The organism is Candidatus Contubernalis alkalaceticus (genome assembly GCF_022558445.1).
In the GTDB taxonomy this organism is placed as follows: domain Bacteria; phylum Bacillota; class Dethiobacteria; order SKNC01; family SKNC01; genus Contubernalis; species Contubernalis alkaliaceticus.
On the sequence record NZ_CP054699.1, the window covers coordinates 562,983 to 588,011 of the forward strand.

Genomic DNA, 25,029 nt, shown 5'->3' on the forward strand with positions numbered 1-25,029 from the left:
GAATCGGAGGTTATTCAAGGTGGCACAAAACAACCAATTCTGTTCCTCCTGCGGCAGCAAACCGGAACCAGGAGATAAGTTCTGCGCAGGCTGCGGAATTTCTGTTCAGAATGATCCAACTAAAGAGGGCCCGGTTCAGCCTGCGGCCCAAACCAAAAGCAATAAAATAAAGCCGGTGTTCATACTTATTGCGGCTCTAATCATCATTCCCCTGGTAATCCTGGCCTCCAGAAACTCGGTAACTACCGGCACGAAAAAAGCCATCGAGGATAAGCTGACTTTGGCGGAGAAGTATCTGCTGGACCAGGAATATAACAGGCCATTTTAGCCTACCGAGAAGTCAAAGACATTGCTCCTAAAGAAGAACGGGCCTATACCGGGGCCTGGCAAAGGTCTATACAGTCCAGGAGGATTATGAGTCTGCGGAAGAAGTCTTAATCGAAGGGATTCAAATTGTAGTTCAAAAGATTCCCCTGCGCCGGGACCTGGCAGGTATCTATGTGATTCAGGAAAAATATGAAGAGGCAAAAGAAGAGTATCTGCTGATCCTGGAAGAAGATGAAAAGGAACAGTCAGACTACCGGGGGCTGGCCCTAGTTTACATACGCTCAAATCAAATCAGTAAAGCCATACTTATTTTTAAAGAGCAGCGGTGTGATGTCAAGTAGTTAATGCCCAAAAAAGGCATCACTTAACTAAGCCACCCAAATTAACAGTACTAAAATTACATTAACGGTAAATTATGGGTGGATGGAATCGCAGCTAATCTTTATAATATTTCTTGTTGGTTTCCTCCTCTCGGTTGGTAGAGTTGGTTCGTCTTTAGCAGATGAAAGACCAACCGTACCAGTTTACGTGCTGTAAGAGCAAGGGCCCGTTTATGGGCGAACTGTTTCGGCTCTGCCTTTTTCTTGGCATAATACTCTGCAAAAACAGGGTCGTGCACCCGAACACTGTTAGCCGCCTCCATTAAGTAATATCGTAAATAGCGGTTCCCAGAGTGAATTAGCCGTGTTTGGCTGGCCGTAAAGTTTCCCGATTGATTCTCAGTCCAGGCAATGCCCGCATGCTTAGCCAACTGCTTATGGCTGGCAAACTGGTGGATGTCACCAATTTCAGCCAAGATACCAGAAGAAAAGATAGGACCGATACCCGGGACAGAATCTAGAGTTTGAGGAATCGTTTTTAAATGGTCTTCAATAGCCTTTTTTATAGACTTAATCTGTTCCTGAATTGTCCGAATGACCCGAATACTGGAGGCCATAGCTAGGTTAACAGAATCAGCCATAGCCTTAGATAATCGGTAAGAAGAACGAGCTGCTTTCTGTAACTCCTTAGCCACAGATTGAGGATCATCAAATCGATTTTTACCATGCTGGATTAAAAATTCCACCAGCTGGTCCACAGAGATTTCTGCTAAAGCTTCTGTGGATTCAAACTCCTCCATGACGGCCAAAGAAGTTGCCGACAGCTTGTTTTCAAAAACAAGCGTGTAATCGCTGCATTTTAAATACAGGTTGGTCATAAGGAAATTACTTTCTCTTACCAGTGCCTTCATGAGATGGTACCTGGTCCGGGTCAGCCGCTGCAGTGCCATCATCGGTTCACTCCAGGTGAAGGGATGAGGTAAGTGGCCGGACCGAACCTTGGCGGCAATATACCAGGCATCCACCCGGTCATTTTTAGGGGGGGAAAGGAAATGAGACTTTTTATACTCCTTAATTAGGCTCGGGTTAAACATATAGACTTTAACATTAGAGCACCCAAAATCTAAATGCCGATGTAAGTATATGGCGGCGTGAGTCGAGTAGCAGCCGGTATGTTCCAGTCCAAAACGAATTTCATCAAAACTATGCTTATCTACCAGCTGATTAATCCGTTTCTGCAGCTCCATGATACCGGGTCGGTTATTTAGAACAGTAAAGCGGCATAAAGCTCGTTTCTCTTCTTCATCGGTTAAACAGCATACTACATTTTCCTTGCTGCTTACATCAATACCGACAAACAAAGGGATAGTCATCGTCGTTTTCACCTCCTTAGAAAAAGGATGTGATGTCTACAGTCCTGGGATGTCCCTGGGAAACCCATGAACGACAGCCTTGCGAGCTATTGGAATACACCGGTTCCCCTCGGTGCACTGGTCTCCCTCTGCTGGCAGGAGAGAGGGGCAACCGGGAAACAGTCAGCGTGTTGGTCTATAACATGGGGCCAGGGGAACACTCTTAAAAAGGAAGACACCCGATAACGGGGCAACGGGAGAAAATTGAACATTCCCTTGGTAGACACCTATGGCTATATTTTCCCAAAGACATCCCAGAACTGTAAACCCTTTTTTCAATTAATTTGACATGATACGCGGAAACGTATTGTTTGATAGGCTTGTGAATATGCCGCAGTTGTGGATTCTGATGGATAACTCTTCGAGTTACCCACAGACCCCACGAACTGCTTGGACAACGCTTCGCGTTGACCACATATTCACAACCCCTACTACTAATTTTTTTAATCTTTTTTTAAAAAGATCATAAGTAAGTTAGATAACAAGATTTGATTCTGTATAAAGTTTTCAAAGAACAAATGAGCACCATCCGAACTGGAAATTTACGTCCAAATCGTCTGCTGCTCATAGTATACAAGGAGAAATATAGCATGTTTAATAAAGTTATCGCTCACCTAAAAATAATTCTCTTGCAACTGCCAGTCATTACAATGCGATAATATCGTCATTTAAGACAGCATTACCACCAGCCTGCTTACTTGTTGAGTTGCCTATTATGGAAAACGCAACAATTAAACGCTTTAAAATTCGTACCGACGGCAGTAACCGTACACAGTTAAATAATGATTCATCTAGAGGTCTTAATGTAACAGGTGAATGGGTTTATTATATTAACAAGGACGATGGAGACAAGATTTACAAAATAAAGACGGATGGTAGCAGCCGTAACGCTTTCAACTTTGATAAAACCTCAGATTTAAATGTAGTAGACGGCTGGGTATACTTCATCAACGACAGTGATGAAAAAAGAATTTATAAAATTAAAGAAGACGGTTCCGACCGGACCTGTCTGACTGAAGAACCCGCAATGATTATCATTGTAGTAGAAGATTGGATTTATTATTGGAGTAATGACACAAGTTATCTTAATAAAGTCAGTACGGATGGCAGCAACTTCGCCAGTTTATATGATGAATTTGATATTCCGCTTAGAATAAGTATTGTAGGAGAATGGATATATTATCACTCTCCTATCGGTTCTTGGCCTTACAATTACAAAATAAAGATAGATGGTACCCAAAGACAGTTAGTTTATTAAAGTATTGTGAAATTATGAACTGTTGATTTATTTTTAATCAATGGGCTGCTACATTTTATGGAGCAGTGACTATCAGCGAGAAGGATTGTTTTCTTTTAAGGATTAACTAAATCGTTCTCAAGTGGGCGTTTGGTTTGATTTCAGTGGGAAATTTCAGGGCATAAATTTATGATGAGAATGAGGGTATGTGGATTAAAGATTAAATATAAACCCAAAGAATATAGAAAGGAGGTTTCTATATTGTCACAAAATATATTCTGCTCCTCCTGTGGCAGCAGATTAGAAGCAGGAGATAAATTTTGTCCCGGCTGTGGGGGAGCTGTTCAAGGAACAACAGCTCATGAAATAACTGAAAAACCCGGTGTTCAAACTCCAAAAAGGTCTACTATTAAGCCGTTCTATTTACTATTAATTGCGGCGGTAATTATAGTGCCCCTGGTAATCTATGCAGTTAAGTCCACAGGCATATTCCTTCTAAAAGATACACCTGGTATATCTAAGCTCCAGTCTACGGATCTGTTTGCAAAAGAATCAAAACGGGGAAATACTGCAGGTAATATTGTCAATGGAGGAACAGCAGCACAACTGGATGATTGGATTTATTATGGTAATTTCCATGATGAAGCAGGCTTTTATGAAGCAGGCTTTTATAAGATTAAGACAGATGGGAGTGGCCGTACCAAATTAAGTAGTGATAAACCTTACTTTATTAATGTTGTTGGTGACTGGATTTATTACTGTACCAAGAATGAAAAAGGAATTTATAGAATTAAAACAGATGGAAGTGGTCGTACTCGATTCCTTGAAGAAGAAGCATGTTGTGTGAGCGTGTCAGGTGATTGGATATATTACTCCAACCTAGATGACAGTCGGAGAATCTACAAGGTAAGAACGGATGGTAGTGAACTTACTCGTTTAAATGATGACAAATCATATGGTATAAACGTAGTTAATGATTGGGTTTATTATGACAGCGATGGAATAAATAAGATTAGAACGGACGGAAGTGAGCGAGCCCGATTAATTGAAGACCATCCAATTTGTATTAACGTAGTTGATGACTGGGTTTATTATATTAACAAGGACGATGGAGACAAGATTTACAAAATAAAGACGGATGGCAGCGAACGTAGTCGCATAAATAATGATCATTCATGGTTTATCAATGTAAAGGATGATTGGATCTATTATTCTAATTCAGATGATGAACATTTTCTATATAAGATAAGGACTGATGGCAGTGCGCGCAGCCGTTTAATAGATATCTACTCAGATGACATTCAAATAATAGAAGATTGGATTTATTTTCATGTCAATATGTTTAGAATCAAAACAGATGGGAGTGATTTTCAGCCAGTATTTTAATATATCTTCAGCTTAGAACTGATTTTAACATAATGTAACGGATGATTTGTGTATTATGCCAACTTGGATGAAAGGTCAACAATGATATACTAGGAGACAGCTGATATTTATAATTTTTTAAAGGCTGTAAAATTGGTGCAACCGGCACATATTACAATACAGTAGATGACACAGTAGATGACCGACAACTTATTGAACTAAAAAAGAGACTCTCGTTTTTCCACTGAGTCTCTTTTTAATTATTCGATACATTTTTAAAGTACAAGCTCTTTCATTATATTATGATATTTATTACGTTGACTCATTTTCCGTGAAATACAGGTATCCGCTGTACAGGGCGGAGGCGATCATCATAAGTATTGTCAAATAATAGCCGTACTTAAAATCTACATAAAGGCCCTGCTCATAAGCGTCTGATGTAATTTAAATACCAAAAGAAGTATTAAGTTAACCGCTCCAAGGGCGGCCGGAGCTAACAAAGCCTTGTGAGTATTTACCAGGGACGAGACAAATGCCACCGCAGCCAGTAGAAAAACAATAATCATAAATGGGGAAGCATCTACCCTGTCTCCTCGAACGGTGGTGCCGGTTACCAGATTGAGCCCGGATAGAGTAGCTATTTCCTGTCTGCCGCATGATACCGTAAAAAAAGGAAAAACAAAAAAAATAAGGACCAACAAGCAAATTACTTTGAGGATATTTCTATTCAATTGTAATCCCTCCCGTTTTTTTAAATCTTAGATAAGCCATAACAACTGTAACGTTTAACCACTCAAATTTCTAGATTGTTTCGATAAAATCACGGTTTAGGCGCTTATATTCACGATTATAAGGTGTAAAAGTGAAGGATAGAAGAGCATATACCTTTTAAACAGGGTAATCGTGATTATAGACATCTAAAACGTGATTATAAATTATATTACTGTTAAGAAATAGAATTAATGCTATGATTGATCTATCAAACAAAGATTATGAGATGGAGGTTCTTATAATGTCACAAAATAAATTCTGCTCCTCCTGTGGCAGCAGATTAGAAGCAGGAGATAAATTCTGTCCCGGCTGCGGGGGAGCTGTTCAAGGAACAGAAGTTCATGAAAAGTCTGAAAAACCCGGCATTCAATCTCCAAAAAGGTCTACTTTTAAGCCGATCTATTTACTATTAATTGCAGCGTTAATTATGGTGCCCCTAGCAATCTATGCAGCAACTTCCACTGGTTTACTGTCTGCTAAAGATACTGAGCAGGAAGAGGTGCCCGCTTTTTTATATGCATATGTGCCGGATGCTGACAGATTCGAAAGCTTAGAAATAAACGGGAAAACATTTTACAAAGCACTCAATGGCGGCAGGGAAATAGCTTATATTATGTTGGATTCCAGGGGACCTGGATACGGTGGTGACGTAAGGGTTAACGTAACTGCCGATACGGAAGGGAATGTGATTGCGGTAGAAGTCACGGGTCACACTGAAACGCCGGGCCTTGGAGACAAGATCGAAGAGCAGTCCTGGCTTGCCCAGTTTATTGGGAAAGGGATTAATGACCCAATAAGCATCGGTACAGATATTGACAATATTTCCGGGGCCACTGTTTCATGCAGGGCCGTTGCTGCGGCCGTAAGGGACGCTTTAGATGAAATTGGAGCTGTCTTCTTAGGAATTACATGGCCGGAACGGAATCTAAATGCTTTAGCGGACGGAATATACATCGGAACAGGGACTGGATATGGTGGAGATATTCACGTTGAGGTAACTATCTGGGAGTGTAAAATTATTACTATTGATATTTTGGGCCATAGCGAAACTCCGGTCCTATCGGATCCTGCCTTTCGAGTTGTTCCCCAGGCTATCATTAATGACCAGAACTATGAGGTGGATGCTGTGAGCGGCGCTACCATGAGCAGTAATGGTATTATGGAGGCCGTATTCAATGCCCTGGCCAGGTAAAAAATATATAAATCCTATCATTTTTTAAGAAGCTTCATTCAATTACCTATGGAGCTGGTTGCGGATTTTTTTGGAGTCGAAGTTATGGATGTATTGAGATATTCAGATACGGCAGGTATTATGAACAGCGGCCTTCCTTTTACCCAAACCCTGCTGTTTGAGGTTTTTTGGGGCTGCCTGTTCAGCACAGCCGGCGCGGTCCACGCTCCTGTGCAATTTAGTTTTGACAGAATCAATGATTATTTTCATACCGCTTACGGCAGCGGCATCCGGGCTGCATTTTAAATGTTTAAATACCTTATCATTTTCTCTGGATTCGCAATCCTGGGCGGAATTATGTGGTTAGAAGTCAAAGAGTCATTATTCCTGGAATTGGGAGCCGGTTCTGGCATTATTTTAAGTCTTCTCCTATTCATTTGGTTCCAGTTAAGCTTATTATTTTAAAGAGAAGTGATTTTTTATGGAAGTAAAATCTCAGGGAAGTGGTACAGCTGCTGCAGTAATGCCCTGGTTATACAAACGGGGACTGGTGTAGCCATTCTCCTGGCCTCCTGGTATATTATCTCCATGCTGCCTATGCTGGACGATATCCAGTTTCCTCTTCTGTTTAGTTTAAGTGAAATGTTAAAGGCGTTGATTTTAACTATATTAATCTGGATGCTGGGGATTTTCGGCAGGCGCCTGGAGCTCCGCCTGTGTTTTCTCAACAAGAAACTAATACCTGTGCTGGATGTGGAGCATCATTAAAACCTGATAGAAAATTTTGCACCGGCTGCGGCCAGGTAGTAAAAGGCTCTCCAGTGGACAGAGCAGAAGAGGAAAATATCCCTGCTGCAGTGATTTATAAAGAGCCTGCTAATTCCAGCACCCCTTAGGATACAGAATTACAGGATCGGGAAAACAAGTGCTCAAAATGCGAGGCTGTTTTAAAAGAAGGAGCTTTATTCTGTACCAGTTGTGGAAATCCGGTTTAATAACATACAGCTAACCGGAAAATGTATATTTTGTCAGTGGCCCCGGGTGGGCGAACACTATAAAATGAGGACTGACGGTAATGAAAGGCACCGGGTTTATTAAGCGATTTCTATGAATCGAGGGGTATTAAGTGGAACAAAACAGTAAATTCTGCCCATCTTGCGGTAGTAAACTGGACATAGGAGATAAATTCTGTGCTAAATGTGGCTTTTCAATTCAGGGAGACGAAACACAAGGGAACCCTGTTCAGCCTGATGTACAGAATAAGAGTAAAGTAAAGCCGGTGTTCATACTTATTGCGGCTCTAATCATCATCCCTCTGGTATTTCTTGCGGCCAGGACCGCCGTAACCACTGGCACAAAAAAAACCATTGAAGATAAGCTAGCCCTGGCAGAGAAGTATCTCTTTGATGAGGAATATGAACAGGCCATTTTAGCCTACCGGGAAGTCATAGACATTGCTCCTAAAGAAGAACGGGTCTATACCGGCCTGGCAAAGGTTTATACAGTCCAGGAGGATTACGAATCTGCGGAAGAAGTCTTAATAGAAGGGATTCAAATAGTAGATCAAAAGATTCCCGTGCGCCAGGACCTGGCAGATATCTATGTGATTCAGGAAAAATATGAAGAGGCTGAAGCCCAGTACCTGGTGATTCTGGAAGAAGATGAAAACGAACAACTGGCCTACCGGGGTCTGGCAGGGGTATACAAGCGCACTGATGAAACGGGGAAGCTCATGGAAATTTTAGAGCGGGCCATCATGGAAAATCCAGATGTCCCGGAGAACTACAGCCTGCTGGCGGAATTATACGTGAAAGTTGACCGTTTTGGAGAGGCAGTGGAGATGGTGAAAAAAGCTCTGCAGCTGGATATTAATTATTATGATATTTTTTATGTTGTTGACGGAATATTTGAAAAGAATTGGGAAGGCCTGATTGCTGAAGGGGATAGCATTCTCAGTGAAGAGTCTTACTCTGCTGCAGGCAGAATGCTGCGCTTTTATGGCCTCTTCCAGCTGGGGCGATATAATGAAGTGATTTCCATGCATGAAGAATTATACGAAGCTTCAAAAAGTGATAAAGTCTTAATTCTTACGGCCCTGGCTTTTCATCGGACGGGAGAATCTAGAAAAGCAGGGGAACTGGTACATTTAATTGATATTGATCGGATGGAGGAAACAAATATTTTAAAAGACCTTGTTTATTATTTTAATGAAACAGGGGATAAGGGTAAAGCAATAGATTTAGCGAAAAAAGCCCTGAGAATTGATAAATTTATAGTTGATTTTTATCTGCTGCTTTATGAGTTAACTGGTGATGAAGCTTATTATAATCAACTTCAGGGCATTGTTGAACCCGATAGTCTATTATTAGGCCCGGATATTTACGACAAGGAAAAATTAACAGCATTTGTTATTGATCAAGCATTAAGGGAAATATTCCCAGATTATTATGGCGGACTCGATGCTTTCAATCATTTTAATGAAGAGTACACTATTAGTTATATGGACGTGACTGGAGATGGACGGGATGAGGCGGTAATTACACCTGAATGGTGGAGTTATATTGTGGTAGTTCGATCCTTCTATGGAAAGTATTGCATAATTTTAGAGGAAATCGGAGGGAAATATGGCAGCGAGGCAGTTACTTCTGATGGATTTTTGAGAATTATTCGAAGATGTGGAGGTACAGGGATATTAGTGGAGTATATGGACCTTTGGAGATGGGACGGAAAGGAATTAAGACATGTATTAGATTTTCTAACTATTTATTCAAGGGAATCTGATTATCCTTTTGACCATTTGTATTACGAGGAAACTTCGGAAATTACAGGCCCTCTAACTGATTTTGAATATAAATTAACAAATATAACCAAATTTCATAAAACAGATATGATTGTATCCCAAGAATTAAAAACTAGTAAAAAATATATTTGGAATGATGATTCTTTTAGTTTTACGGTTATAGAATCTTCGGCTACAAACTAAAAGTATTCTAATTAAGTTTTTACGCTTCATTTACATAGCTCTTTTAAATGGGGCTAAAAGGGGGTTTTTAAAATTTTACAAAAATTCTGTTCTTCCTGCGGCAGCAGTTTAGAAGCTAAAGATAAGTTCTGTGCTAATTGCGGAAACCTTGTTTCGGAGGAAGAAACTAGAGAGACCCGGGTTTCCCATGAAATACAAACCAAAAGTTCAAAAATTAAGCCTGTATTCATAATCATTGCGGCTCTAATCATCATCCCCCTGGTACTCCTGGCCTCCAGAAATTCGGTAACTACCGGTACAAAAAAAGCCATCGAGGATAAGCTGGCCCTGGCAGAGAAGTATCTCTTTGATGAGGAATATGAACAGGCCATTTTAGCCTACCGGGAAGTCATAGCCATTGCTCCTAAAGAAGAACGGGCCTATACCGGCCTGGCTAAGGTCTACACAGTCCAGGATGACTTTGATTCTGCGGAAGAAGTCTTAAAAGAAGGGATTCAAATTGTAAATCAAAAGATTCCCCTGCGCAGGGATCTGGCAGATGTATATATAAAGCAGGATAAATATGAAGAGGCGGAAGCAGAATATCTGGAGATCCTGGAAGAAGATGAGAGCGAACAGTCGGCCTACCGGGGCCTGGCCAGGGTTTACAAGCGTTTTCATGAAGTAGGGAAAGCCATAGAAATTTTGGAGCAGGCCATAAGCAAGAATCCGGAATTTCCGGAGAACTACAGCCTGCTGGCGGAAGCGTATGTGCTTAATGATATGGCTGAAAAAGCCCTGGAGATGGTAAAGAAAGCCCAGGAACTAGATATTAATCACTATAATGCTTTTTATGTCCTGGACAGTATTTATTCTCAGAGCTGGGATGAACTACAGGCGGAAGCTCACTGGATGTTAGAGGGAGAACCTGACGGCCTTACAGGACTGATGTTTCAGTTCTACAGCCTATTTAAACTGGAGCAGTATAATGAAATAATAAATATGTATGAAAACCTTTATGAAAAAACTCAGAGTATGAAAGTCCTGTCTTTAGGGGCCTTAGCTTATCAACGGGAAGGGGAAATAAACAGGGCGGAAGAACTCATCAGCCTTTTGGATATTGATGCTTTAAATGAAACCAATATTCTTTTAGATTTAGTCCACTACTTTAAGGATAAAGGGGATCATGTAAAAGCCGTTGAACTGGCAGAGCGGGCTCTATCCATAGATAAACTTGTCTATGAATTTTACCTGCTTTTATATGAGCTCACAGGAGATGAACTGTATTTAGACAGGTTGAGAGAACTGGGAGTGGAACCGGAGGAAATTGAGGAGGAAATACCGCAAAGCACAGAACCTTTTAGTCAAAATGACCATACAGCTTATGATGTAAAACTAATTTCCGATGAAGATGAGATTATCGCTGCCCTGGGAGCTCCCTTGCAGCGCCATCTTGACTACTGGGAAGATTTTGAAAGGCATAACTTAAGGTTGGTTTATCCCTTCGGAGAAATAGGGCTTTTAGAAAATTGGAATGGCAGCTATAATTGTTATAATATTTCTATCCACAGCCCGGGGGCATATGGGCCGCGGAACATTCAGGTGGGGGATTCTTACGAAACAGTCCTTCGCAGGTTTTTAGATGAAGGTCATCCCGTGATTAATAACAGGAGAACTTTGTATGATGATGAATATGTGGATACCGGTGTAAGTTATGGTATCTGGGGTTATGTTCAATATGATGACAGTGGAGAACCGGAATTTATATTTTATGGTCCTAATAGTGGTGGGTTTGGTTCTATTGCTCTCTACCTAACCATACAAGATGGCCATGTGAGCAATATTAATTTAGTAATTCAGCTTAACTAAGCAGGAGATTTTTTAAGTATATATGATTATCAGAGGTGTTTCTATGCAGTGGTGGGTAGAAATTATAAACGGAACTGAAAAAGGGAAAAAGATGGAGCTTACCTCAGAAGCAGTCTGTATAGGACGGGAATCCGACGTAAGCCAGTTTTCAGTCATCGGCAGGGGGATATCCCGGATTCATGCTAAACTGACTATACTGCCTGATGGAAATGTTCAGATTGAAGACTGCGGCAGCACCAACGGTACTTATGTTAAAGACAGTAGGATTGAGGGACCTGTTGTCCTCTCTTCGGGGGATGTATTCCGGGTGGGCAGTATTCAAATCAAAGTTTACCGGATAACGGGAAGCATTCCTGGTAAAAAGGCTCATCCCCAAAGGGGAACGGAGGATCATACCCGGATTTTGTCTGCCCGGGAAAACATAAGTATAGGAAGGGATCCCTCCAATGACTTTGTGCTGAACCATCCCATGGTGTCCAGAAAGCATGCCCGCATTGAAAAGGAAGCAGGGAAATATATTCTTTACGACTTAAACAGTACCAACGGCACATTTGTTAACGGGAAGCGGGTAGAGGGTTCGGAGGTTGTTATCCCAGGTTCTGTAATTCAGATCTGCAGCTACCGGTATGTTTTCGATGGACAGGCTTTTATTGAATATGACGAAACCTCCGGCCGGATTAAAATTGAAGCAGTCAAAATAAATAAGACTGTGACTCTTCCATCCAAAGAAAAGAAAAATTTATTGACTGACATAAACCTGGTTATTGAACCTCAAAAGTTTGTGGCCATATTAGGGGGCAGCGGTTCCGGCAAGTCTACCCTGATGGGGACCCTGACCGGCATGAGGCCTGCCACTTCAGGGGAAATCCTGGTGAACGGCCGGGATTTTTATAAAGAATACGATTCTTTTCGCAGTATGATCGGATATGTCCCCCAGCAGGATATTGTGCATGAGAGCTTAACCGTGAAAGATGTACTGACATACTCCGCAAGGCTTCGAATGCCGGACGATACCTCCAGAGAGGAAATAGAGCAAAGGGTGGAAGAAGTCATGACCTCTTTGGATTTAGGTCAGCACCGGGAGGTTCTGGTGAAAAACCTCAGCGGGGGCCAGCGGAAAAGAGTGAGTATAGGGGTGGAACTGCTGACCAAGCCCAGTTTATTTTTCTTGGATGAACCCACCTCCGGACTGGATCCAGGCTTGGAAAAGGTAATGATGGAGCTTTTACGGGAACTTACCGACCAGGGACGGACCATTATTTTGGTAACCCATGCTACATGTAATATAGACATGTGTGATATGGTAATTCTACTGGCTGAAAACGGGCAGCTGGCCTTCTATGGTACCCCCGAGGAGGCTCTTTCCTATTTTGGAGCCCGGGATTTTGCAGAAATTTATAAAAAAATATCTACCGAAGAGCCGCCGCAGGGGTGGAAGAAGGCGTATATGGAATCACCGCTGTCCCATGGACATGTGAGGAGCAAGTTGACCCATTCCTCTCCTTCTCTCCCGGGGAAAAAAAGAATGGAAGAACCCATTGGCAGGAAAGTCAAGACCTCCTCCCTGAGGCAGTGGTGGACCTTAACCAGGCGGTACGCACATATTATGGTTTCTGATCGAAAAAATACACTGCTTTTATTTCTTCAACCCCTGCTTATCGCAGCTCTTATTGTCATGGTTTTTTCCCACAGCAAACCAATATTTAATTACAGCGATTATGAAACGGAAGAGCTGCAGGTAACGGAGGATGTGGTTTTGTCCGGCCAGATGGAGGAAGTGATGGAATCAAACCAGGGGGAAACCCGGCGGCGCTCCTTTATGATTAATATTATCCTTTCCATGATATTATCTGGAATCTGGTTGGGGATGTCCAACACAGTCCGGGAAATCGTAAAAGAGATGCACATATATATGAGGGAACGGCTGATCAACTTGCAGATTGCCCCTTATCTGCTTTCAAAAATAACGGTGATGTCTATTGTGATTTTTTTTCAAACGGTAATCTTTGTGACCATTATTTCATACGGATTAAATTTACCCAATTATTGGGGAAATTTTGCTGCTTTTTTTCTCATTGCACTGGCCAGCGTATTGATGGGCCTATCGGTATCTGCCATTTCTTCAGACAGCAATAAAGCTACCAGCGCTGCTCCTCTGCTGCTGATCCCCCAGCTGATTTTATCAGGGACATTAGTGCCCATTGAAGATATTTCCCCGGAGTTTATCAAGTATATTTTTTACCTGGCCATCAGTAAATGGGGGTATGAATTAATCGGAGGTGCTGTAGTTGAAGTGAACAGCAGGGTTGCTCTGGACACCCCTGTAGAAGCGTTAACCGGGGATATGAGCAGCCACTGGTTCGTCCTGATGGCCTTCGTAATTGTACTCTACGTGATTTCTACGTTGGCGCTGTGGCGGAAAGATCAAGTGGTTGATTAAGTTAAGTGGCTGGCAGGGCCGGTTGGGCCATGAGACGTATAAGGTTTACGCAGCCATTCAAATTTTTTCATTGAATGGCTGCGTTTTTTTTAAAGATGTTTGAATTGAGGTTCAGGGTAGCCTGTATTACTCTGTCCGGGGATAGGGTTTTTCCTGATATGACAGAGAGAATGTTTCCAGGTAGGTTTGAGGTAGCTTTGGGATGGGAATCTGATCCTCGGCAATAGCAGCTATTATTCTTTTATGAATCGTTTTATTCATACATTCACCTTATTCATTAAAATAAGATAATTTCTTCAAAAAATGCTTAAATAAACACACAAATCGTAATATTAGGCACTATAATCGTGATTTTGTACATTTTTGATATTAAATGTTTAATAAAATGCTATGATTATAATTGTAAAGTAACGCTGTTTTTCAACACAATCATTTGAAATAGTTAAGATCCCTGTACTATTGGGTTTATAAGTTTTCTGACAGGAATGATTATTTTATGGAAATAAAACAACAAGAAAACGGTACTATTGGCGCCGTAATTTTAAAACAAGAAGCTGTATTTTGTACCAATTATAGAAATCCGGTTCAATAGTTACAGGGGGGATTGGAATTATTACTGCAGCGAGGAAAATGGAAACAGAACATCCTGGAGCAATTATATTTAAGTTAAAGGGGAGCGTTTATGAGCTTTGTGATGTCAGTTCATTTCAAAAACAGCTTTTTTGAAGTGTTTTTACCGGGCCTTAATAACAGAAAGGTCGTTATGGAAATCCCATCCAGCAAATCTGGTTACGCAGTAGATATTCCGCTTTCTTTGGAGATTTGGAACAATGCATGGACCATATTAGAAAATGAGTCGGTGTCATTTTTAAAAACGGGAGGAATTCTCTCACCCTGTCCCCTGGAAGCAGGGTTGAGACTTGCCTGTGAACATAACCCAAGCGGCCAAAAATTTTCTATTATTGTAGAAGAAAGCTATGAGAGTTATTCTGATTTCAATAAATACATTTTGAATCATTCCCGTATTACAATTGGAAGCGCTGAGGGCAATTCCATCATATACAACAACCGTAACCTGGTTTCCAGAAAACATACTGTAATTGAGAGAGATGCAAACGGCAATTATTTTGTTATTGACCAGAAAAGCAGTAACAGTACATTTGTAAATGGAAGACGAATTTTGGGAAGCCATAAATTAAGTTATGGGGATGTCATTTATATTATTGGGTTGAAAATTGTCTATATGGGAGATTTAATTGCAATTAACCAGCCTAAGAATCCTGCAAAAATGGAAGGGTTTGACCTGTATCAGGTACCCGGGTCATTAGAACTGAAAGCCGGCACAGCATTCAAAGACGAGTATTACCAACAATCTCCCCGCCGAATTGAACTGCTTGATGATGAGACTATTGAGATTGAAGCTCCTCCTAACCCTAACCTCAGCCGGCGCCAACCTCTCATATTTACCATTGGTCCTTCGATGACAATGGTTATTCCCATGGCTACCGGTGTTTTATTTGCCATGTGGAGTGTGCAGCAGACCAATCATACGATGACAAGTCCCTTTATGTTCATGGGGATCATTACCTCCGTAACAGCTGCTTTTATCGGTGTCTTTTGGGCACTTACAAACTACAATTACAATAAGAGTATAGAACGGGAAAGTGAAGAACGAAGATGTGTTTTATTCCGTAAATATTTAGACAAAATACGCCGCTTGCTTTCTCAAAAACATAGTTACAACAAAGAGATTTTAGATAAGAAATACCCTGAGACTCACGAATGCTTGCGCTTTATGCAGGTGAACAGCCGGAGGCTCTGGGAGCGTAACGTAAACCATTTAGATTTTTTGACAATTCGGCTGGGCAGGGGAGATATGATTTCCCCAAATGCTGTTACTATACCAAAAGAGCGTTTTTCGCTTATCGACGATGTGCTTGCAGAAGAACCATTAAATATTAAAAATGAATACCGAAAACTAAAGGAAATTCCGGTCTGCATTTCCCTTAGAGAACATTTACTTGTAGGAGTAATCGGAGATAGTATGAATACCTGCATATCAACAGTTCAAGTTATGGCGGCGCAGATCGCTGCCTATCATTGTTATACCGATGTAAAAATGGTATTCATTTTTAACGAGAAGGATACAGCCCTTTTTGAGTTTCCTAAATGGCTGCCGCATACCTGGAGTCTTGATGGCAGCCTCCGCATGATGGCTTGTGATTCTAATGGCGTGGGGGAGGTATTCTATCACCTTTCAGATTTACTGCGGCAGCGTTTGGATGAGCGGGATAATCCCGCTGAGGCAGTTCGCCCGCTTCCTCATTATGTGGTATTTATTACAGATCCTTCCCTGGTGGAGAATGAAGCAGTAATGAAACATCTGTTGGCTCCCACTGAGCAGATGGGTATATCAACGGTTCTTCTTTACGGGCAGATAGGACAGCTGCCAAATAACTGTACGGTTATTATACAAAATGATAATGAATACAGTGGATACTACAGCCTTGATAGCTCATTTACAGGTTATGAAGATGTTACCATTGATTATGTGGAGGAAACCATGCTTTCAAGCTTTGCCCGGGGTCTGTCCGGAGTTCGGGTTAGAGAGGTACATTCTGCAGGAGCTATTCCTGAGATGCTTACCTTTTTAGATATGTATAAAACTACCCGGTTGGAAGATATCGACATCCAGCGTCGATGGCTGGAAAATCGAACCTATGAAAGTATGAAGGCCATCATTGGATATCGCGGCGCAGATACCCCATTATATCTTGACATTCATGAAAAGTATCACGGTCCCCATGGACTGGTTGCAGGAACAACGGGTTCGGGTAAGAGTGAAACTCTGCAAACTTACATACTCTCCCTTGCTCTTAACTATCATCCTTACGAGGTCTCTTTTATATTAATTGATTATAAGGGGGGCGGAATGGCAGGCAGCTTTGAAAAACTCCCCCATGTGGCAGGCATCATCACCAACCTGGGAGGCAACCAAACGAACCGTGCCCTTGCTTCAATTAACAGCGAGATAAAGCGGCGGCAGGCTATTTTCAACGAATTCAAAATTAAGCATATTGATACTTATATTGAAATATATCGCTCAGGCAAGGCCACCATACCCATGCCGCATTTACTCATTATTGCCGATGAATTTGCCGAATTAAAAAAGGAACAACCGGAGTTTGTGCGAGAGCTTGTGAGTGCTTCGCGGGTGGGACGCAGCCTGGGAGTACATTTAATATTGGCAACACAAAAACCCTCCGGGGTAGTTGATGATGAGATTTGGGGTAACTCTAAGTCCCGTCTTTGTCTGCGGGTTCAGGATAAGCAGGATAGCAACGAGATGATAAAGCGCCCTGATGCAGCATATATCACAAATGCCGGACGAGGTTTTTTCCAGGTAGGAAATGACGAAATCTTTGAAGCTTTTCAATCGGGTTGGAGCGGAGCGCCTTATGAGCCTGAGACACAGTACAGTGATGAAAAACAAGGAGATGTTAAAATAATTAACCTTTGGGGAAAACCTCAAGTGGTCAGAAGCAAAAAAACTGCTCCCCAAGAAGAGAAAGCGAAAAAACAGACCCAGCTTGAAGCTGCTGTTTTGCATATTGCTGAAATTTCGGAAAAACAGAACATAAGACCCATTGATAATATCTGGCTGCCGCCGCTCCCTGTTCGAATATGTTTACAGGATATTGAAGAATACACAGAAAGAGCTTTTTTCAATGGTGCCTGGGAAAAAACCCCATGGGAGCTTAAACCTGCTGTGGGTATTGTAGATGACCCCGTTAATCAAAGGCAAATTCCACTGATTATTGACCTGTTAACCGAGGGACATTTATTAATTTCCGGTTCAGGAGGCAAAACCACTTTTCTTCAAACCTTACTATATTCACTGGTGACCACTTATTCACCGAATCGGTTTAACCTTTACATAGCGGACTACGGCAGCAGGACTATGGGTGTATTCGGTGTACTTCCCCATGTGGGTGGTGTGGTGTTTGACAACGAGACCGACAAAATAAATAAGCTTATAGCCATGTTGATAAAGGAATTAAACAAACGCAAAGTGGTTTTTTCAGAAAAGGGAATCGGTTCCTTCAAGGAATATGTTCGCCTGTATGACGATGTTCCCGCCATTGTATTGGCAGTTGACAACTTCGCAGCCTTTAATGATAACTGCCCCATGCAGGAGGATAATATGGTAATGCTTTCGCGGGAGGCGGCCAGTTATGGAATTTATCTTGTCATAACCTGTACAAATATAAATGACATTAGAAACAAAATACGGCAAAACATTGGATTTGGCATTGGTTTGCAGCTTGCGGACAGGTTTGAATATGAAGAAGTGCTGAACGAGAAGACCGATATTACGGCTGAAAATAAAATTCCAGGGCGCGGGTTAGTTTGCTATCCAAAACCCCTTGAATTTCAGACGGCTTTGTGCCTGTCTGCAGGTGACGCCGTAGAATTGAACATGACACTAAAAAAACAATTTGATATTATAACAAATTCGTGGCAGGGTAAAAAAGCGCCCGTTATCCCGCAAGTACCTGAGGACATGTCATTGAACAGTTTTTTGCTGCTGCCCGAGGTTGCAAAGATTTTACAAGGCAGCCGTTATCTGCCGCTGGGATATGATTTGGCTGGAGCATCGTTGGAAAGTATTGATCTTGCAAAGACCTACTGTTACTCGATTAGCGGTACAGGACGCAGCGGTAAAACTAATCTCCTCAAAGCTTTCATGATTATGGCCAAGTCCCAAGGGAGTAAGGTTTATGTTTTTGATGGTACCGCCAGGGAACTGGAAAGCTTTTCCTGGGAAATCGCCACGGATAATTATATGGTTACTTCTGATGAACTGTTCGACTTCATGCAGATGACATTGCTGCCAGAGTTTACTCGTCGCAACGAGGGTAAAGCTGAGTTTATTAAAAACGGCCGCAAGGATGTAGATGAGTATCTCAAAAGCGAGCAAAAAATCTACCTGTTCATAGGGGAGATAACGGCCTTTTGTGAGGCGGTGTATTCAAGTCAGCGGGATATGAAGGGCTTTATGGAACAGATGGTTTCCCGCGGTGACCAGCATATAGTGTATCTGTTTGCCTGTATATCCCAGAGCGATATGCTGGGTGAACTGAGTATGAAACGTCTCATGCGTGGGTTTGTTAGTTGGAAAGAGGGCATCCACCTTGGTGGTGACGTGGAACATCAGCGGTTATTTGACTTCGATGTTCCGGTGATGGAACGCTCCAAAAAACTGCCCTCCGGTATTGGGCAAACTATAATAGACGGGGTGACGAAGAAGGTGGTCACGCCGGAAGTATAGGTTGTGCCGCAAAATCACGGGTGATAGCCTGCTAAGAATGTTCAATGCCACCTGGTAGGCCAGTATATGTGGAGAGGAGGGGTGGTATGCTCAATATGGTCGTATTGGATACCCTTAACCAAGAAGATAATAATATTTCGAGTATTTTAAAAAAGGCATATGTCCGGCGGGAACTGCCAATTAAGAGCCTTGCGGTTGTATATGAGTTACTGCCGCTCCTGCAGCGAGCAAAGGAACACATGGAGAAGTGCAATGTCTTTATTGCATCATTTAGCAGGATTACGCAGGAATACTTAGATATATCGCAATCGTTGCGACGTAAAAAAGAAAACGTCTTTATTATATTTGTTGTGAACAATAAAACAGATATTTCTTTTTGTGTTCGTCCTTCCGTTCGTCCCGCAGGTATTCTGTTTATCCCGTTGGATGAATTGAAAGTTTACCAAACTATCAAGGAAATCTATATGGAATATATGCGGATCATCAGCCGTGAGAAACAGCCTGTTTTCACAATCAAGTGCGGGGGAGAATATTTTTCTATTGACACGGAGGATATATCTTTTTTCGAAGGCAAGGGCAAGAAAATTGCTGTAAAAACCAGGGGTCAGGAAATTCTTTTTTATTCAAATTTTAGTGCTATTTTGGAACAGCTCCCCGATTGGTTTATACGCTGTCACAAGGGCTACGTCGTTAATACTAAACAGATAGTGCAGGCGAGTTTTACATCCATGAACTTAACTTTAAAAGACAAGTGCACGATACCCATTTCCCGTACATACCGGGATGACATCAAAGTCCTCTTAAACGGGAAGGGGGTCTAAAGGTGCAGGAATTTAAGGTTTCCTATATACTTACAAAAAGTGAAGTCCAGCTGCTTTTAAGCTGCTTTGTGACGGTCAAACCAGCTTTTCCGGCACGTTACATTCTGGAGGAATACCTGGCGGGCAGCATTTGGACGGAAGATGATTTGGAAAGCCTGGTTTCCAAAAAGATGGCTCATAAGGAATCAGGAAAACTGATCATTGAGCCGGTAATTGAACTTATTGTTAAATCAATATTATTTATGAACCGATTGTGGATAGTGAACTGTATGGACATGGCAGAACCGATCCTGATTGTTGGTACGCATCACTTGTTTTTACTGATTACTCACTACACACCAGCTGTAGAAACGTGGAAGATTACGCTATATCCTAATGCTGCAGAGCTAAAAAAGGATAATCATGACATATTATCAGTGGTTCAAATAACCACTATCTCTGATGATGGCAGACAACAAATTATTAAACCAGACGGCAGCTTTAACTGGCTGGAGGAGGACCATTATGGCGAAAATTTTTGTTGATGTGATAACTCCCGGTAACGGGAAAACCTATGAATTTCAATTGGATAATATCATGACTGTAGGACAGGTCAAATCCAGGATGATTGATGAGATTACCGAGTTGGAGAGTGGAAATATTACGTTAAAGTTGGGAAAAACCATGCTCTGTAATTTAGATACCAGGGAGCAGCTTGATGAGGCTGAGACGTTAAGAAATGCCGGGATAAAAAGCGGCCACAGTCTTTTGCTTATTTAATGTAATAACATGTGGTTTATATTATTGAAACCTTTGGCCAGGGTAAATACTGCTGTTCATTCCAAAAAACATGCAGGTTGTCAAAAATTATTGAAATGATTGATTTAACCCGGTATCATGAGGTTAGAAAACGGATGCACTATGTTAATTCCAGCTTCACCTGACAGCATACAGGTTTTTTTAATTAATTCCATAAAAATAATGAAAAGGGGGATTGATCAGCCAGAGGTCTCATTTTCTGTGAAGTTGTAAAAAGTTTCAGGGTGAAGTAATCCAGGAAATTGCAGTTAGAAGGAGGTGACACTGCAGGATGTTTTGTAATAATTGTGGACAGGAGAACAATGTTGAAAATCTTTACTGTTTATTATGTGGGGTACTGGTTTATAAAAAAACGGTAAACATCAGGTCAGCTATTGAGGGAAGGAGTTTCTGCGGTGCATGCGGTTTTAAATTAATCACGGGAAGTTTATATTGTCCCGGCTGTGGGGAAGATCTTTCAAAACTAACTCTTGAATCAGCGAAGCCGGATCCGAGTTCAATTAAGCTCAATATTAATCGAGGCAAAACTGTTCAGCGGCAGGGATTGGCACCCCTCCGGTGGGAGATTCAAGATTTAAGCTTTTTGCTGCGTTCTTTTTTCGGCGCCGTCGGGGCTTTGGCCTTTGGGCTTATTCTGGCCTGGTTTGTGGGGCTGGCTTTTGAACAGTTTGTTGCGAATATTTTAAGGGAGTTTTATATCACCAGCAGCTTTTTCAAGGTAAACCCCCTGGCACTCTTTTTCCAGGCCCATGGGGCTCCTCTGCATGTGCAGGGGGGAATATACGCTTTTGGATCAGAGGCTTCTGCTTCATTAACTATCCGTATTGGCCTTATAATGTTAATGTTTATTCCTTTTTTAGCTTTATTTTTTTCTGCCTATATCAATTCTGGGCACTTGAATAAAAATGACTTATCAGGCCGGATCAGGCTGGCGCTGGGGCAGGGTCTGCTGTATGGAATCACATTAGCTATATTAAGTAAACTATTGGGAAGGCTAATTCACCTGCCCATGGACCAGGTGGCGGATTTGTTTGGACTGATGGAAGTAGTACGGTATACAGAAGCATCGGGCATGGTTACCAGCGGTTTTCCTTTTTTCCATACTCTGTTTCTAGGGGTTTTTTGGGGCTGCCTGTTCAGCACTGCCGGTGCGGTTTACTCTTCAGTAAAATTTAACTTTGCGAGGATCGCCGGATATTATGATTCTGTTTTCAGCAGCGGTATTGGAGCAGCTTTTCAAATGTTTAAATATCTCATTATGCTGTCGGGATTAGTAATCCTGGGAGCAATTATATCGTTAGAAATTAATGAATCTGTATTTGAGTTTGTTGGAGCTGTTCCAGGACTGATTTTTAGTATCCTGCTATTTGTTAACGGGATTTCTTTTGTAATGCTTTTACTAAATGGAGCAGTATTTCAGATGGGTTATATTATGCCGGGGGAAAGCGATGCGATTTCTGCTTCTTTATTTACAGGAGTGCAAACACCTTATGATACCTATTGGTACTGGTATTTATTTCTGTTACTGCTGGTGCCCATAATTTTAGGTTTTGCCGGCGGATTTCAATCTCAAAAATATTCCCCGGAGAAAAGCGCTCCCTGGAAAAATGCCTTAAGTTTTTCCATAAGTTACACGCTGTTGTTTGTGGCGGTGGCCCTGGTTTCACAAGTAACGGGCCACCTGGATTTGAGCAGGGCGGCCTCCCTGTTGGGCATGATGGGGGAACAGGTTCCTGGAAAGGCCCTTTATATTTTTGGATTTCCCATGATAAAATCCCTGTTAACTATCGGTATCATTAGTTTTCTTACAGGTTTAACGGGTACTTACTACGCCAGCTACCAGGAATCAAACTAAGTTTATTATTATTTATTTTATTGACAGGAGTGATTATATTATGGATGTAAAATCACAGGGAAATGGAACCATTGGTGCAGTTATGCCCCTAGTTATACAAACGGGGACCGGTGTGGCCATTCTCCTGGCCTCCTGGTATATCATATCCATACTGCCCATGCTGGATGATATTCAGTTTCCCCTGAAGTTTAGTTTGAGCGAATTGTTAACGGCATTGATTTTAACAATTTTAATCTGGATGCTGGGAGTTTTCGGCAGGCGTCTGGAGCTCCGCCTGGGCTTTATTCACAAAGACTTTCCCCAGGGCGGTACCATTATAAAATACATAATATATTTATTCATCGCTGTCATTGGGTACCATGCCTATGCGCCCCTGGCATTACCCTATTTAGACGATTATTACTGGATTTATTCCCTGGTCTTTTTAGCTCTGTCTTTATCTATGCTGGCACTTTTAGGATTTACGGTTTACAGCAATACCGATTCAATATCCGCACTGTTCAGCAAAACAAAAAAAGCGGCGCCGGTTCAAAGCGCCGGTTTCTCACTGTGCGCCAAATGTGGGAAAAGCAATAAAGCCGGTTCTAAATTTTGTGTATCCTGTGGAGAAGTGCTGTCATCCCCGGCGAAGGTTAATGCCTGTAATACATGCGGGGCAGCGTTAAAGTCCGGTGCAAAATTTTGCACCGGCTGCGGCCAGGTGGTAGAAGGCTCTCCAGTGGACAGAGCAGAAGAGGAAAATATCCCTGCTGCAGTGATTCATAAAGAGCCTCTTGATTCCAGCACCCCTCCGGATACAGAATTACAGGATCATGAAAAGAAGTGCTTAAAATGCGGGGCTGTTTTAAAAGAAGGGGCTTTATTCTGTACCAGTTGTGGAAATTTGGTTCAATAACATACAGCTAACCGTAAAATGTATCTATTGTCAATTAAAACCGGGTGGGCAGAACTCTATAAAATGAGGACTGACGGTAGTGAAAGGCAGCGGATTTATAATAATAAGTGATCATTATGCTTTGAATATTCAAATAGCAGGGGAATGGTTGTATTATGAAAACAGCGTTGACGGCCGGTTATACAAAATAAAGAAAGATGGCGGAGATTTACAACCAGTTTTTTAAATATCTAGCCATATCTATGAAATGGAAGTGATGAGGGTGTCTCAAAATAATTTCTGTTCATCCTGCGGCAACAAATTGGAGGCAGGGGATAAATTTTGTTCAAGCTGTGGGAGTTCAAATCAAGGAAAAGCAATTCAAAATGTTCAAGCTACTAAAGGAGCTACAGCAAAACCGGTGTTTATATTAATTGCTGTTCTAATAATAACGTTGGTATTTATTGCTGTCAGGGCAGTAGATTTTTCAAGCTTAGGCAGCAAAGAAAATAGTACAGAGAATCTAGCTCAGATAGATGCTAAGGAGGCCACCGGTGAAGTAAGAGAAGAGAACAAACTTATTGAAGTGGAGCAGCGAGGAAATACGGTAGGGAACATTTCTAACCTTGGTTTGGTGGCCCAACATAATGAATGGGTATATTTTTTCGAAGGTCATCATCTTTATAAATCGAAAAAGGATGGTAGTAGTCGTACCCGACTTAATAATGATTCATCATACTATATCAATGTAGTGGATGACTGGATTTATTACTGTAATGGTGATGATGGCGATAAAATTTATAAAATAAAAACCGATGGCAGTAGTCGTACCCGACTTAATAATGATTCATCATACTATATCAATGTAGTGGATGACTGGATTTATTACTGTAATGGTGATGATGGCGATAAAATTTATAAAATAAAAACCGATGGCAGCAGTCGTACCCGGTTAAATGATGATGAATCGTTGTGTTTAAACGTAGTAGGCGGCTGGATATATTATAGTACCCAGTTTGAACCTGGAATATATAAAATAAAAACCGATGGAAGCAGTCTAATGAGATTTCACGATGATATTTGTCTTTCTGCCCACGAAATAAACGTGGTAGGTGATTGGATATATTATGTTGACCCTTACCAGGATTTTAAAATATTTAAAATGAAAACGGACGGCAGCGGTCTTACCTGTTTAAATGATGATAAATCGTTTTATATTAACGTAGTAGAAGACTGGATATATTATGTTAACTGGGATGACAGTTGGAGAATCTACAAGATAAAAACGGACGGCAGTGGTCGAACCATTCTTAATTATGATTCATCAACTGATTTCTCTATTTGCGTGTTAGATGGTTGGATATATTACTTTACATCTTTCGATGGTTTTGATGATATTTATAAAATGAGGATGGATGGCACCCAAAACCAGCTCTTTCAAACTTTTCAATCTTCTTAGAGTTGATTTCCTTTTT

General features: G+C 41.5%; 23 protein-coding genes and 1 pseudogene. 20 read left to right on the plus strand and 4 right to left on the minus strand.

Going from position 1 to position 25,029, the window contains the following annotated elements:
- The first annotated feature begins 19 nt into the window (after positions 1–19).
- Positions 20–328, plus strand: a complete 309-nt coding sequence (locus tag HUE98_RS02705) for a hypothetical protein (RefSeq protein ID WP_241422351.1) — start codon at positions 20–22, stop codon at positions 326–328.
- Between the two features lie 172 nt (positions 329–500).
- Positions 501–668, plus strand: a complete 168-nt coding sequence (locus HUE98_RS02710; RefSeq protein ID WP_241422352.1) for a hypothetical protein — start codon at positions 501–503, stop codon at positions 666–668.
- Between the two features lie 101 nt (positions 669–769).
- On the opposite strand, the gene HUE98_RS02715 is transcribed toward HUE98_RS02710, so the two are convergent.
- Positions 770–2,020: an IS110 family RNA-guided transposase gene (locus HUE98_RS02715; protein ID WP_241422353.1), complete on the minus strand. Its 1,251-nt coding sequence runs from the start codon at positions 2,018–2,020 to the stop codon at positions 770–772.
- A 32-nt stretch (positions 2,021–2,052) separates the two neighbouring features.
- Between HUE98_RS02715 and HUE98_RS02720 the strand changes: the two genes are divergently transcribed.
- From HUE98_RS02720 to HUE98_RS02730, 3 genes are all read left to right on the plus strand, one after another.
- Positions 2,053–2,226, plus strand: coding sequence for a hypothetical protein (locus HUE98_RS02720; RefSeq protein WP_241421311.1), 174 nt, complete (start codon positions 2,053–2,055; stop codon positions 2,224–2,226).
- Between the two features lie 548 nt (positions 2,227–2,774).
- Positions 2,775–3,317, plus strand: a complete 543-nt coding sequence (locus HUE98_RS02725) for a DUF5050 domain-containing protein (protein WP_241422354.1) — start codon at positions 2,775–2,777, stop codon at positions 3,315–3,317.
- 240 nt (positions 3,318–3,557) lie between these two features.
- Positions 3,558–4,682: a DUF5050 domain-containing protein gene (locus tag HUE98_RS02730; protein WP_241422355.1), complete on the plus strand. Its 1,125-nt coding sequence runs from the start codon at positions 3,558–3,560 to the stop codon at positions 4,680–4,682.
- A gap of 386 nt (positions 4,683–5,068) precedes the next feature.
- Here HUE98_RS02730 and HUE98_RS02735 read toward each other — a convergent pair whose 3' ends face one another.
- Positions 5,069–5,392, minus strand: a complete 324-nt coding sequence (locus tag HUE98_RS02735) for a hypothetical protein (protein ID WP_241422356.1) — start codon at positions 5,390–5,392, stop codon at positions 5,069–5,071.
- A 281-nt stretch (positions 5,393–5,673) separates the two neighbouring features.
- On the opposite strand from HUE98_RS02735, the gene HUE98_RS02740 reads away from it, so the two are divergent.
- From HUE98_RS02740 to HUE98_RS02755, 5 genes and pseudogenes are all read left to right on the plus strand, one after another.
- Positions 5,674–6,624: an FMN-binding protein gene (locus HUE98_RS02740; RefSeq protein ID WP_241422357.1), complete on the plus strand. Its 951-nt coding sequence runs from the start codon at positions 5,674–5,676 to the stop codon at positions 6,622–6,624.
- A gap of 84 nt (positions 6,625–6,708) precedes the next feature.
- Positions 6,709–6,909 carry a hypothetical protein gene (locus tag HUE98_RS02745; RefSeq protein ID WP_241422358.1) on the plus strand — a complete coding sequence of 67 codons (201 nt, stop codon included), beginning with the start codon at positions 6,709–6,711 and terminating at the stop codon, positions 6,907–6,909.
- Positions 6,910–7,074: 165 nt separating this feature from the next.
- Positions 7,075–7,371 (plus strand): hypothetical protein, encoded by a 297-nt coding sequence (locus tag HUE98_RS02750; protein WP_241422359.1) that lies wholly within the window; start codon positions 7,075–7,077, stop codon positions 7,369–7,371.
- Positions 7,372–7,529: 158 nt separating this feature from the next.
- Positions 7,530–7,598 (plus strand): annotated as a pseudogene (locus HUE98_RS17895) (zinc-ribbon domain-containing protein); the annotation flags it as partial.
- A gap of 131 nt (positions 7,599–7,729) precedes the next feature.
- Entirely contained in the window at positions 7,730–9,586 is a 1,857-nt protein-coding gene (locus HUE98_RS02755) for a zinc-ribbon domain-containing protein (protein WP_241422360.1), read from the plus strand.
- A gap of 53 nt (positions 9,587–9,639) precedes the next feature.
- Here the strand turns inward: HUE98_RS02755 and HUE98_RS02760 are convergent, their stop codons facing one another.
- The gene (locus HUE98_RS02760; RefSeq protein ID WP_241422361.1) at positions 9,640–9,957 is read right to left on the minus strand and encodes a hypothetical protein; all 318 of its coding nucleotides are present in this window, start codon (positions 9,955–9,957) and stop codon (positions 9,640–9,642) included.
- On the opposite strand from HUE98_RS02760, the gene HUE98_RS02765 reads away from it, so the two are divergent.
- Together HUE98_RS02765 and HUE98_RS02770 are read left to right on the plus strand one after the other, a co-directional pair.
- The gene (locus tag HUE98_RS02765) at positions 9,956–11,434 is read left to right on the plus strand and encodes a tetratricopeptide repeat protein (protein ID WP_407080291.1); all 1,479 of its coding nucleotides are present in this window, start codon (positions 9,956–9,958) and stop codon (positions 11,432–11,434) included. The two genes, HUE98_RS02760 and HUE98_RS02765, sit on opposite strands and share 2 nt — an antisense overlap.
- Before the next feature lie 22 nt (positions 11,435–11,456).
- The gene (locus HUE98_RS02770; RefSeq protein ID WP_241422363.1) at positions 11,457–13,874 is read left to right on the plus strand and encodes an FHA domain-containing protein; all 2,418 of its coding nucleotides are present in this window, start codon (positions 11,457–11,459) and stop codon (positions 13,872–13,874) included.
- Positions 13,875–14,000: 126 nt separating this feature from the next.
- On the opposite strand, the gene HUE98_RS17545 is transcribed toward HUE98_RS02770, so the two are convergent.
- Positions 14,001–14,135, minus strand: a complete 135-nt coding sequence (locus tag HUE98_RS17545; protein WP_277623701.1) for a hypothetical protein — start codon at positions 14,133–14,135, stop codon at positions 14,001–14,003.
- 421 nt (positions 14,136–14,556) lie between these two features.
- On the opposite strand from HUE98_RS17545, the gene essC reads away from it, so the two are divergent.
- From essC to HUE98_RS02810, 8 genes are all read left to right on the plus strand, one after another.
- Positions 14,557–19,206 (plus strand): type VII secretion protein EssC, encoded by a 4,650-nt coding sequence (essC, locus tag HUE98_RS02775; protein ID WP_241422364.1) that lies wholly within the window; start codon positions 14,557–14,559, stop codon positions 19,204–19,206.
- Positions 19,207–19,292: 86 nt separating this feature from the next.
- On the plus strand, positions 19,293–20,027 hold the full coding sequence (locus tag HUE98_RS02780) for a LytR/AlgR family response regulator transcription factor (RefSeq protein WP_241422365.1): 735 nt from the start codon (positions 19,293–19,295) through the stop codon (positions 20,025–20,027).
- Positions 20,028–20,029: 2 nt separating this feature from the next.
- A complete protein-coding gene (locus tag HUE98_RS02785) occupies positions 20,030–20,551 on the plus strand; it encodes a hypothetical protein (RefSeq protein WP_241422366.1) in 522 nt (173 codons plus the stop codon).
- Entirely contained in the window at positions 20,532–20,786 is a 255-nt protein-coding gene (locus HUE98_RS02790) for a ubiquitin-like domain-containing protein (RefSeq protein ID WP_241422367.1), read from the plus strand. Before HUE98_RS02785 ends, HUE98_RS02790 begins: the two co-directional genes overlap by 20 nt.
- A 310-nt stretch (positions 20,787–21,096) precedes the next feature.
- On the plus strand, positions 21,097–22,680 hold the full coding sequence (locus HUE98_RS02795; protein WP_241422368.1) for a zinc ribbon domain-containing protein: 1,584 nt from the start codon (positions 21,097–21,099) through the stop codon (positions 22,678–22,680).
- A 40-nt stretch (positions 22,681–22,720) separates the two neighbouring features.
- Positions 22,721–23,575, plus strand: a complete 855-nt coding sequence (locus tag HUE98_RS02800; protein ID WP_241422369.1) for a zinc ribbon domain-containing protein — start codon at positions 22,721–22,723, stop codon at positions 23,573–23,575.
- A gap of 79 nt (positions 23,576–23,654) precedes the next feature.
- Positions 23,655–23,801, plus strand: coding sequence for a DUF5050 domain-containing protein (locus tag HUE98_RS02805; RefSeq protein WP_241422370.1), 147 nt, complete (start codon positions 23,655–23,657; stop codon positions 23,799–23,801).
- A 36-nt stretch (positions 23,802–23,837) separates the two neighbouring features.
- Positions 23,838–25,013, plus strand: coding sequence for a DUF5050 domain-containing protein (locus HUE98_RS02810; protein WP_241422371.1), 1,176 nt, complete (start codon positions 23,838–23,840; stop codon positions 25,011–25,013).
- Positions 25,014–25,029: the final 16 nt, after the last annotated feature.

Bases quoted from the DNA above. Each gene is read 5' to 3' on its own strand.
- HUE98_RS02745 (WP_241422358.1), top strand. From the start codon at position 6,709: ATGGATGTATTGAGATATTCAGATACGGCAGGTATTATGAACAGCGGC.
- essC (WP_241422364.1), top strand. From the start codon at position 14,557: ATGAGCTTTGTGATGTCAGTTCATTTCAAAAACAGCTTTTTTGAAGTG.
- HUE98_RS02800 (WP_241422369.1), top strand. From the start codon at position 22,721: ATGGATGTAAAATCACAGGGAAATGGAACCATTGGTGCAGTTATGCCC.
- HUE98_RS17545 (WP_277623701.1), bottom strand. From the start codon at position 14,135: ATGAATAAAACGATTCATAAAAGAATAATAGCTGCTATTGCCGAGGAT.
- HUE98_RS02780 (WP_241422365.1), top strand. From the start codon at position 19,293: ATGCTCAATATGGTCGTATTGGATACCCTTAACCAAGAAGATAATAAT.
- HUE98_RS02725 (WP_241422354.1), top strand. From the start codon at position 2,775: ATGGAAAACGCAACAATTAAACGCTTTAAAATTCGTACCGACGGCAGT.
- HUE98_RS02740 (WP_241422357.1), top strand. From the start codon at position 5,674: ATGTCACAAAATAAATTCTGCTCCTCCTGTGGCAGCAGATTAGAAGCA.
- HUE98_RS02790 (WP_241422367.1), top strand. From the start codon at position 20,532: ATGGCGAAAATTTTTGTTGATGTGATAACTCCCGGTAACGGGAAAACC.
- HUE98_RS02795 (WP_241422368.1), top strand. From the start codon at position 21,097: ATGTTTTGTAATAATTGTGGACAGGAGAACAATGTTGAAAATCTTTAC.
- HUE98_RS02715 (WP_241422353.1), bottom strand. From the start codon at position 2,020: ATGACTATCCCTTTGTTTGTCGGTATTGATGTAAGCAGCAAGGAAAAT.
- HUE98_RS02760 (WP_241422361.1), bottom strand. From the start codon at position 9,957: ATGGCCTGTTCATATTCCTCATCAAAGAGATACTTCTCTGCCAGGGCC.
- HUE98_RS02720 (WP_241421311.1), top strand. From the start codon at position 2,053: ATGTCTACAGTCCTGGGATGTCCCTGGGAAACCCATGAACGACAGCCT.
- HUE98_RS02770 (WP_241422363.1), top strand. From the start codon at position 11,457: ATGATTATCAGAGGTGTTTCTATGCAGTGGTGGGTAGAAATTATAAAC.